A 9,105-nucleotide genomic window follows, 5' to 3' on the forward strand; every position below is an offset into this window, starting at 1 on the left:
GCCGGGCGCGTACGGCTATCCGGCGTCGCTGCTCTATGCCCAGCAGCCCGTACCCAGCAACGGCCTGGGGCTGGCGGCCCTCGTGCTGGGCATCGTCGGCATCGTGTTCTCGCCCACCATCGTGCTCGGGGCGGTGCTGGGCATCCTCGCCGTCATCTTCGGCGCCGTGGGCCGCGCCAAGGTGCGCGGCGGCGAGGCAACCAACCCCGGACAGGCCCTCTCCGGGCTGATCCTCGGTTGCGCGGCGCTCGTCGCCACCGTCCTGATGGTCATCGTCTACATCAACATCGATGTCGACGACAGTGACGGCCCGGTGCCCGATGACGAGCCCGGCGCCGTGTACGGGGCCTACTTGTCGGCGCCCGTGCTGCTCGTGGACCGCGACGCCAGCCGCTGACGCGCCTCCATGAGGGCAAAGCCGAGCAGGTTGTCGCCGAGCCAGCGAGCGGGGTCCTGGGCGCGTTCGTCGTCGCCGGCCAGGCCGATGCCCCAGATTCGGTCGAGCGGGCTGGCTTCGACCAGCACCCGGTCACCGGTGCCCAGCAGGTAGGCGCACAGCGCCGCGTCCTGCGCGAACTTGTGGACGCTGCCCTCCACCACCAGCTCGAAGCGGTGCTGCCGCCACGTCTCCTCGTCGAAACCGCGCACCTTGCGACCGGCGTCCTTCGCCTCTTTGGGGTGCGAGGCGGCGATCGCTTCCGCCGCCGCCTCCGCGTCGCCGAAGAGCCGCGCCTTGCCGGCCATCATCCAGTGCTCGGCTGTGGCGTAGACGGTGCCGTCCACGGTGAACGGCGAGGGCCACCACTGACTGAAGCAGCTCGCTCCGATGGCACCGTCCCGTCGCGGCTGGTGGCCCCAGAAGCAGACGTACTTGAAACGTTCGCCGCGGGCGACGGCCGCCGTCAGCTCCGCCACCGAACGCGGGCCGTCCGCATGGTGCCCCGCGCGCGCGTATCCGTACTGGTCCCCGTTGATCTTCACGCCGGTCATTGTCGCAGCCGCCCGGCAGCGGAACCGGGCGGGCCAACCGGAGTGCCGCGACCACCGGCATCGTCCTCGGCGCCGTGGCTCTGGGACTCCCGGCCTGTGGTTCGCCTTCTTCGGGAGCCTCCTCAGTATCGGTGCCGACTTGCGGCCGCCCCATGCCCGCAGAGCCCGGGTCTCCGGCTGCTGCACCCTTCGCACGCGCCCCATGCGGCGCCCGGCAGACGTCCTCTGACTGATTCCGTCGCAAGTCACGGCTATTGCAACGGAATCCCTTGTTGGGGCGGGCTTCCTCTGTCAGGATCGGCTCCGGGTGCCCTGCGCGGTGCAGCGCAGAGAGCAAGGCGCAGCCGGCTACGAGGGGTGTGTGGATGGGCGCGACGGATCAGCGGTTCGATGCAGCAGGGCGCTTCGCAGGCGGAGCCCAGTACATCGGTGGCAGGGCGCGCCCCGGCACCTCGGGCCGCCTCCACGCGGTTGTGGACCCCGCTACGGGGGACGAGGTCCTCCGGTACGAACTGGCCGGCCCGGAGGACGTGGACGCCGCTGTCACGGCCGCTGCGGAGGCCCTTCCCGCGTGGGCGGGGGCGACCCCGGCGGAGCGCTCCGACGCCCTGCGCCGGTTCGCGGGCCTGCTTGCGGACCAGGCGGAGCAGCTCGCTCGTGCGGAGTCCGTCCAGTGCGGCAAGCCGATCCGCCTCACCACCGGGTTCGACGTTCCGGGCACCGTGGACAACACCGCCTTCTTCGCAGGCGCGGCGCGCCACCTGGAAGGCCGGTCCGCCGGTGAGTACAGCGCTGACCACACCTCCTACGTACGCCGTGAGCCGATCGGCGTCGTGGGATCCGTAGCGCCCTGGAACTACCCCCTGCAGATGGCCGCGTGGAAGGTCCTCCCGGCGATCGCAGCGGGCAACACGATCGTGCTCAAGCCCGCCGAACTGACCCCCCTGACATCGCTGATGTTCGCTCAGGCTGCCACCGAGGCCGGCATTCCCGCCGGCGTGGTGAACGTCGTCTGCGGTGCCGGCGCGGACGCGGGGGAGCGCCTCGTGGGCCATCCGGACGTCGCTATGGCGTCTTTCACCGGATCGACCGCGGTCGGCAGGCGCGTCGCCGAGATCACGACGAGGACGGTCAAGCGTCTCCACCTGGAGCTCGGCGGCAAGGCGCCGTTCGTCGTCTTCGACGACGCCGACCTCGAGGCCGCTGTGCACGGGGCGGTCGCCGGCGCCCTCATCAACACCGGGCAGGACTGCACGGCCGCCACGCGCGCGTACGTCCAGCGCCCCCTGTACGAGGCGTTCGTCTCCGGGGTCGCCGATCTGATGGCATCCGTGCGCCTCGGTGACCCCTTCGACCCCGCCACCGACCTCGGCCCGCTCGTCTCGTACGCCCAACGCGACCGCGTCGCCGGCTTCGTGGACCGGGCGCGCGCCTACGCCACGGTCGTCACCGGTGGTACGGCCCCGGCGGGGAAGCTTGCCAAGGGGGCGTACTACCGCCCCACGCTCGTCATCGGAGCCGCTCAGTCCAGCGAAATCGTCCAGGACGAGATCTTCGGCCCCGTGCTCGTCGTGCTGCCCTTCGACGGTGACGACGAGGGCATCGCGCTGGCCAACGACACGCCCTACGGGCTGGCGGCCTCCGCATGGAGCCGGGACGTGTACCGCACGGGGCGCGCCACCAGGGAGATCAAGGCGGGCTGCGTGTGGGTCAACGACCACATTCCGATCATCAGCGAGATGCCGCACGGTGGCTGTCGGGCGTCAGGCTACGGAAAGGACATGTCCTCGTATTCCTTCGAGGAATACACCCAGATCAAACACGTCATGTCCGACATCACTGCAGTGGCGCGAAAGCCCTGGCACCGGACTGTTTTCTCCCTAGGTTGACGGCCTGTTCCTCAGGAGCATTCCAGGGTCGGTTTCGCATCGTTCCCGTACCGCCCACCGAGCCGTTCCCGTACCGGCCGGGCTTCACGGGCCGCCGTGCTCGCGGACCTGGCTGTAGTAGACCCCGGCCCAGTATGTGCAGGTTCCGATCTTCGCTTTGGGCAGGGTGCGGCAGTAAGCGTTCAGGTCCGCCTTGAAATTGTTGTCCACGGCGAGACGGGTGTCGTGGTCGAACCGGCCCTGCTTCTTGTAGTTCCGGTAGCCGAAGTCGTGCCGTTGGCACGACGGCAGGAAATTGAAGCCCATGGGCCTGTCGGGCGCCTGGGAGCAGCCGTCCGAGGACCAGTCGAGCTCGTCGCTCCGTCCCTTGTCGTTGCGTGCGGACTGGAACCGGTTCATCGAATCGGCGAAGAGCAGTTTGTCGGTCTTGGTCTGGAGCGGAGGTTTCGGTGATGACGGTTGGGCGATTGCCGGTTCGACCGCGGCCCCCATGAGCAGTGCGGCACCTACTGCCGCGACGGCTGTCACTCTTTTTCTGTAGCCCAACGGATTTTTCCTTGTTCTGTGCCGCGAGCGGGTTTGTGCTGCCCGCTCGCTCCCCTGTCGTCAGGAAGTGAGCGTGGCAGGTTCATGCCTGAACGATCCATGGGAGTCGTGGAACTGTTGCGTAACCAAAAGGCAACAACGGAATCCCTTGTTCAGGCACGGTTTCCCTGCCAGGATCCTCGCTCAAAGTCCGTCGGAGCTACGGAAAGGGCACCTCGTATGGAGCGCTACCAGCCACGGACCGCCGTGAACCGGCGTGCCCTGCTGTGGGCGGGCGGAGCAGGCGCGCTCGCCCCCGGCGCGCTCGCGTGCCTGGCCGGCTGCGGTATCCCGCCTGCGAGGCGCCCGGAGGGGGCTCTGGGGGCCTCCGAGGACCGCTCCGCCTACGAGCGGACCCTCGGGTTCTCCGACTCGACCGAGTGCATCGACAGCAGCGCGGACGGTACGGGCCGCCCCGCGCTCGACGAGTTCCGGCGCTCGATCGGCATCGAGGTGACGTACACCGGGGACACCGACGTCGAATTCACCGGAATCCCCGCTGTCACTGCCTACAACCAGAAGGCCACCGAAGGCCCTACGGTCGACTCCGTCTCCCAGCCCCCGGACGATCCGCGGCCCAGGGGCCGCGTCGGACTCCTCTCAGAAATGTGCGACACGGTCGGCCTCACACTTCTCGACATGGGCAGGAAGCCCGAAAAGGTCACCGCCGAGAAATGCGACGCAGCTGTCGACCGCCTGCGCCGCGCCCGCGACCGCGGACAGATCCGTCCCTGCACCGGCAACGACTACACGGGCGACCTCAACAAGGGCGACATCGCCGCCTGCATCGCCTGGGCGGGCGACTTCCTCCAGCTCCAGGCCGACAACATCGACATCCCGTGCGTCATCCCGGACGCGGGATACATGCTTTCCAGCGACAATCTTCCGGTCCCCCGCACCTCCCGCCACCAGAGGAACGCCGAGCGCCTCATCGACTACTGCTACCAGCCCGAGGTCGCCGCACCTCTCGCTGCAACCATCAACTGCGTCAGCCCGGCCACCGGGCTGCGGGACGAGCTCACGAAGATCGACAGGAAGTCGGCCGGCAACAGCCTGATCATCCACAGCGAAACGATGCCGGCGAAGGCCCACGCCTTCCGCTCCCTGACCGCCGCCTAGGAGAAGGCGTTCGAGGCCGCCTTCTCCGACCTCACCGGCGCCTGTCCCGCCGAAACGGGCCACCGGCGCGGCACTCGGCCCCGGACATATGAGAACGTACGCGGCTGTACGTGCCGTACGTGCTCACGCCCCCGAGACCCCCTGGATCCAAGACCATGACAGTAACCGCTCCGACCGGCAGCAGCAGCGGCACGGACGTCCGCCTCACCGCCATCAGCAAGAGCTACGGTGCCTTCACCGCCGTCCACCCGCTCGACCTGAGCGTCCCCGCCGGCTCCTTCTTCGCCCTGCTCGGCGCCTCAGGCTGCGGCAAGACCACCACCCTGCGCATGATCGCCGGCCTGGAGCAGCCCACCACCGGCGCCGTCGAACTCGCCGGCAAGGACGTCACCGCCCTCCCCCCGCACAAGCGCCCCGTCAACACCGTCTTCCAGAGCTACGCGCTCTTCCCGCACCTCGACATCTACGAGAACGTCGCCTTCGGCCTGCGCCGCCGCGGCATCAAGTCCGTCAAGAAGCAGGTCGGCGACATGCTGGACCTCGTCCAGCTGGGCGACTTCGCCCGCCGCAAGCCCCACCAGCTCTCCGGCGGCCAGCAGCAGCGCGTCGCCGTCGCCCGCGCCCTGATCAACCACCCCCAGGTGCTGCTGCTCGACGAGCCCCTGGGCGCCCTCGACCTCAAGCTGCGTAGGCAGATGCAGCTGGAGCTCAAGCGCATCCAGACCGAGGTCGGCATCACTTTCATCCACGTCACCCACGACCAGGAGGAGGCCATGACCATGGCCGACACGGTCGCGGTCATGAACGCCGGGCGCGTCGAACAGCTCGGCGCCCCCGCCGACCTCTACGAGACGCCCCGCACCACCTTCGTCGCCAACTTCCTCGGCACCTCGAACCTCATCACCGCCGAGGTCCTCGACACCTCGGGCGAGACCCTCGTGCTGCGCGCCGCGGATACCAAACTCGCCCTGCCCCGTGCGCGATGTACCACCGCCCCCCGGGCGGGCGGGAAGCTCCTCGTCGGAATACGGCCCGAGAAGATCACCCTGACGCACGCGGACGACGCCGGCACGATCCCCGAGGGCCGCAACCGCGCCCACGGCCGCATCACCGCGTCCAGCTTCATCGGAGTCTCCACCCAGTACCTCGTCGACAGCCCCGTGGCCGCGGGCCTGTCCGTCTACGAGCAGAACATCGAGCGCGACAGCCGCCTCGCCCCGGGCGCCGACGTCGTCCTGCACTGGAACCCCGGGCACAGCTTCGGCCTGGACGCCGCACAGAGCATCGAGGCGGGCACGGACGCGGGGGAGGGCACCTGATGTCACTCGTCACCGACCAGCCCCCCGCCACGCCCCCTGCGCCCCCCGCGCCGGGCCGGACGGCCGCACGGGGCAGGAAGCTCACCCCGTACTGGCTCCTGCTCCCCGGGATCCTGTGGCTGCTCGTCTTCTTCGCCGCCCCCCTCGTCTACCAGGCGTCCACCTCGGTGCAGACCGGCTCACTCGAAGAGGGCTTCGACGTCACCTGGCACTTCGCCACGTACTGGGACGCGCTGACCGAGTACTACCCCCAGTTCCTGCGCTCCGTCGCCTACGCCGCGACCGCCACGGCGCTCTGCCTCGCCCTGGGCTATCCGCTGGCTTACCTCATCGCCTTCAAGGCCGGCCGGTGGCGCAACGTCCTGATAATCCTCGTCATCGCGCCGTTCTTCACCAGCTTCCTGATCCGCACCCTCGCCTGGAAGACGATCCTCTCCGACGGCGGCCCCGTCGTCTCCGCCCTCGCGAGCCTGCACGTCCTTGACGTCACCAACGCCCTCGGAGTCACCGAGGGACACCGCGTGCTCGCCACGCCCCTCGCCGTCGTCTGCGGCCTGACCTACAACTTCCTGCCGTTCATGATCCTGCCGCTGTACACGTCCCTGGAGCGCATCGACGCCCGGCTGCACGAGGCGGCCGGCGACCTCTACGCCCGTCCGCTGACGACCTTCCGCAAGGTCACCTTCCCGCTGTCCATGCCCGGCGTCGTCGCCGGCACGCTGCTCACCTTCATCCCCGCCACGGGCGACTACATCAACGCCGAGCTGCTCGGCTCCACCGACCAGAAGATGATCGGCAACGTCATCCAGTCCCAGTTCCTGCGCGTCCTGGACTACCCCACCGCCGCCGCCCTGTCCTTCATCCTCATGGCCGCGATCCTCGCCATGGTCACCGTCTACATCCGCAAGTCCGGGACGGAGGACCTGGTCTGATGCCTTCCACGCACACCCGTCCGGCCGTCCTGTCCAGCCGCCCCGTGCGGTGGCTCCGCCGCAACCTCGTCGTGCTCGCCGGGCTGGCCACACTCGCCTACCTCGTACTGCCCAACGTCGTCGTCACCGTCTTCTCGTTCAACAAGCCCAACGGCCGCTTCAACTACGAGTGGCAGCGCTTCTCCACCGACGCCTGGACCGACCCCTGCGGCGTCGCCGACCTGTGCGGCTCCCTCTCCCTCAGCTTGCAGATCGCCGCCTGGGCAACCGTGGGCGCCACCGTCCTGGGCACGGCACTCGCCTTCGCGCTCGCCCGCTACCGCTTCCGCGCACGGTCCACCGTCAGCACACTGATCTTCCTGCCGATGGCCATGCCCGAGGTCGTCATGGCCGCCTCGCTGGCCACCCTCTTCCTCAACATGGGCGTCACCTTCGGCTTCTGGACCATCCTGATCGCCCACATCACGTTCTGCCTGAGCTTCGTGGTGACGGCCGTCAAGGCCCGGGTGATGTCCATGGACCCCCGGCTCGAACAAGCCGCCCAGGACCTCTACGCCACCCCGCTGCAGACCTTCCTGCGGGTCACTCTCCCGATCGCCGCCCCGGGCATCGTGGCGGGCGCCCTGCTCTCCTTCGCCCTGTCCTTCGACGACTTCATCATCACCAACTTCAACGCCGGCTCGACTGTGACCTTCCCCATGTTCGTCTGGGGATCCGCACAACGGGGCACACCCGTTCAAATCAATGTCATCGGAACGGCGATGTTCGCCATCGCCGTGCTGTGCGTCCTCGCCGGTCAGCTGATCGGCGGGCGCCGTAAAAGGAGCTGAGAACATGGCCGCTCGTGCCATGAACCCTGTCCAAGCACTTTCAGACGCCGCCCCCCGGCCCTACTGGCTCGACGACCCCTCCCGGCCGGAGGCGCTCCCCGCGCTCGTCGGCGACGAGCACTGCGACCTGCTCGTCGTCGGCGGCGGATACTCCGGACTGTGGACCGCGCTCCTCGCCAAGGAGCGCGACCCCGGCCGGGACGTCGTCCTCATCGAGGCCCAGGAGGCCGGTTGGGCCGCCTCCGGCCGCAACGGCGGCTTCTGCTCCGCCTCCCTCACCCACGGCTGGGCCAACGGCGCCGCCCGCTGGCCCGACGAGCTCACCACGCTGCACAAGCTCGGCCTGCAGAACCTCGACGACATCGAGGCCACCCTCGCCCGCCACGGCATCGACTGCGACTTCGAACGCACGGGCGAGATCGACATCGCCACCGCCCCGCACCAGGTGCACGAGTTGCAGGAGGCTGCGGAGGAACTCGAAGCCCTTGGCATCACCGGTTACCAATACCTCGACCGGGACGCCCTGCGCACCGAGGTCCGCTCCCCGACCTTCCTCGCCGGGCTCTGGGACCGCGACGGAGTGGCGATGCTCCACCCCGCCCGGCTCGCATGGGGCCTCAAGCGCGCTTGCACGGAGCTCGGCGTGCGCATCTATGAGCACACACCCGGCACCGAGCTGTCATCCCGCGCTGCCGGCATCGCCGTACGCACCCCCTACGGGCGCGTGTACGCCCGGCACGCCGCGCTCGGCACCAACGCCTTCCCCTCACTCGTCAAGCGCGTCCGTTCGTACATCGCCCCCGTCTACGACTACGCGCTCATGACGGAGCCCCTGAACGCCGAACAGCTCGACGCCGTGGGATGGAAGGGCCGGCAGGGGCTCGGCGACGCCGCCAACCACTTCCACTACTTCCGCATCACGCCCGACCACCGCATCCTGTGGGGCGGTTACGACATCGTCTACCACTACGGAGGCGGCGTCCGCGCGGAGTACGACCACCACCCGGCCACGTATCAGAAGCTCGCCGAGCACTTCTTCCGGTGCTTCCCCCAGCTCGAAGGCGTGCGCTTCACCCACACCTGGGGCGGGGCCATCGACACCTGCGCGCGCTTCTCGGCCTTCTTCGGCACAGCGCACGGCGGCAAGGTCGCCTACGCCCTCGGTTACACGGGCCTGGGCGTCGGCGCCACCCGCTTCGGCGCCGACGTCATGCTCGACCTGCTCTCCGGGGAGCGCACGGAGCGGACCGAGCTGGAGATGGTGCGCAGCAAGCCGCTGCCGTTCCCGCCCGAGCCCGTGCGCTCCATGGGCATCGGCATCACCCAGTGGTCGATGACGAAGGCCGACGAGAACGGCGGCCGCCGCAACCTCTGGCTCAAGGCGATGGACAAGGTCGGCCTCGGGTTCGACAGCTGAGCGGGCGGGGCATGGGGCCAGGGC

At 69.1% G+C, this 9,105-nt stretch carries 9 protein-coding genes; 7 read left to right on the forward strand and 2 right to left on the reverse strand.

The genetic code is table 11. The features are described 5' to 3' along the window. The coding region (locus tag ACSNOG_RS30300) for a DUF4190 domain-containing protein (protein WP_436755904.1) at positions 1–397 on the forward strand (397 nt) is incomplete at its 5' end. Here ACSNOG_RS30300 and ACSNOG_RS30305 read toward each other — a convergent pair. Next, positions 349–990 (reverse strand): NADAR family protein, encoded by a 642-nt coding sequence (locus ACSNOG_RS30305; protein ID WP_436755905.1) that lies wholly within the window; start codon positions 988–990, stop codon positions 349–351. The two genes, ACSNOG_RS30300 and ACSNOG_RS30305, sit on opposite strands and share 49 nt — an antisense overlap. Positions 991–1,355: 365 nt before the next feature. Between ACSNOG_RS30305 and ACSNOG_RS30310 the strand changes: the two genes are divergently transcribed. After that, positions 1,356–2,879, forward strand: coding sequence for a gamma-aminobutyraldehyde dehydrogenase (locus ACSNOG_RS30310; protein WP_436755906.1), 1,524 nt, complete (start codon positions 1,356–1,358; stop codon positions 2,877–2,879). Positions 2,880–2,963: 84 nt separating this feature from the next. Here the strand turns inward: ACSNOG_RS30310 and ACSNOG_RS30315 are convergent, their stop codons facing one another. Beyond that, complete coding sequence (locus ACSNOG_RS30315) at positions 2,964–3,407, reverse strand: phospholipase (RefSeq protein ID WP_436755907.1); 444 nt, start codon at positions 3,405–3,407, stop codon at positions 2,964–2,966. Between the two features lie 237 nt (positions 3,408–3,644). Here ACSNOG_RS30315 and ACSNOG_RS30320 point away from each other — a divergent pair, with 237 nt between their 5' ends. The 5 genes from ACSNOG_RS30320 (at position 3,645) to ACSNOG_RS30340 (ending at position 9,081) form a co-directional block, all read left to right on the forward strand. Beyond that, a complete protein-coding gene (locus tag ACSNOG_RS30320; RefSeq protein ID WP_436755908.1) occupies positions 3,645–4,583 on the forward strand; it encodes an extracellular solute-binding protein in 939 nt (312 codons plus the stop codon). A gap of 155 nt (positions 4,584–4,738) precedes the next feature. Continuing rightward, a complete protein-coding gene (locus tag ACSNOG_RS30325) occupies positions 4,739–5,902 on the forward strand; it encodes an ABC transporter ATP-binding protein (protein WP_436755909.1) in 1,164 nt (387 codons plus the stop codon). Next, the gene (locus ACSNOG_RS30330; RefSeq protein WP_436755910.1) at positions 5,902–6,834 is read left to right on the forward strand and encodes an ABC transporter permease; all 933 of its coding nucleotides are present in this window, start codon (positions 5,902–5,904) and stop codon (positions 6,832–6,834) included. The genes ACSNOG_RS30325 and ACSNOG_RS30330 overlap by 1 nt, the downstream gene beginning before the upstream one ends. Next, complete coding sequence (locus ACSNOG_RS30335; protein WP_436755911.1) at positions 6,834–7,664, forward strand: ABC transporter permease; 831 nt, start codon at positions 6,834–6,836, stop codon at positions 7,662–7,664. The genes ACSNOG_RS30330 and ACSNOG_RS30335 overlap by 1 nt, the downstream gene beginning before the upstream one ends. Before the next feature lie 4 nt (positions 7,665–7,668). Further along, on the forward strand, positions 7,669–9,081 hold the full coding sequence (locus ACSNOG_RS30340) for an NAD(P)/FAD-dependent oxidoreductase (RefSeq protein ID WP_436755912.1): 1,413 nt from the start codon (positions 7,669–7,671) through the stop codon (positions 9,079–9,081). Positions 9,082–9,105 lie beyond the last annotated feature (24 nt).

Origin of the sequence: Streptomyces sp. URMC 124, from assembly GCF_051386455.1 — a bacterium.
GTDB lineage: Bacteria > Actinomycetota > Actinomycetes > Streptomycetales > Streptomycetaceae > Streptomyces.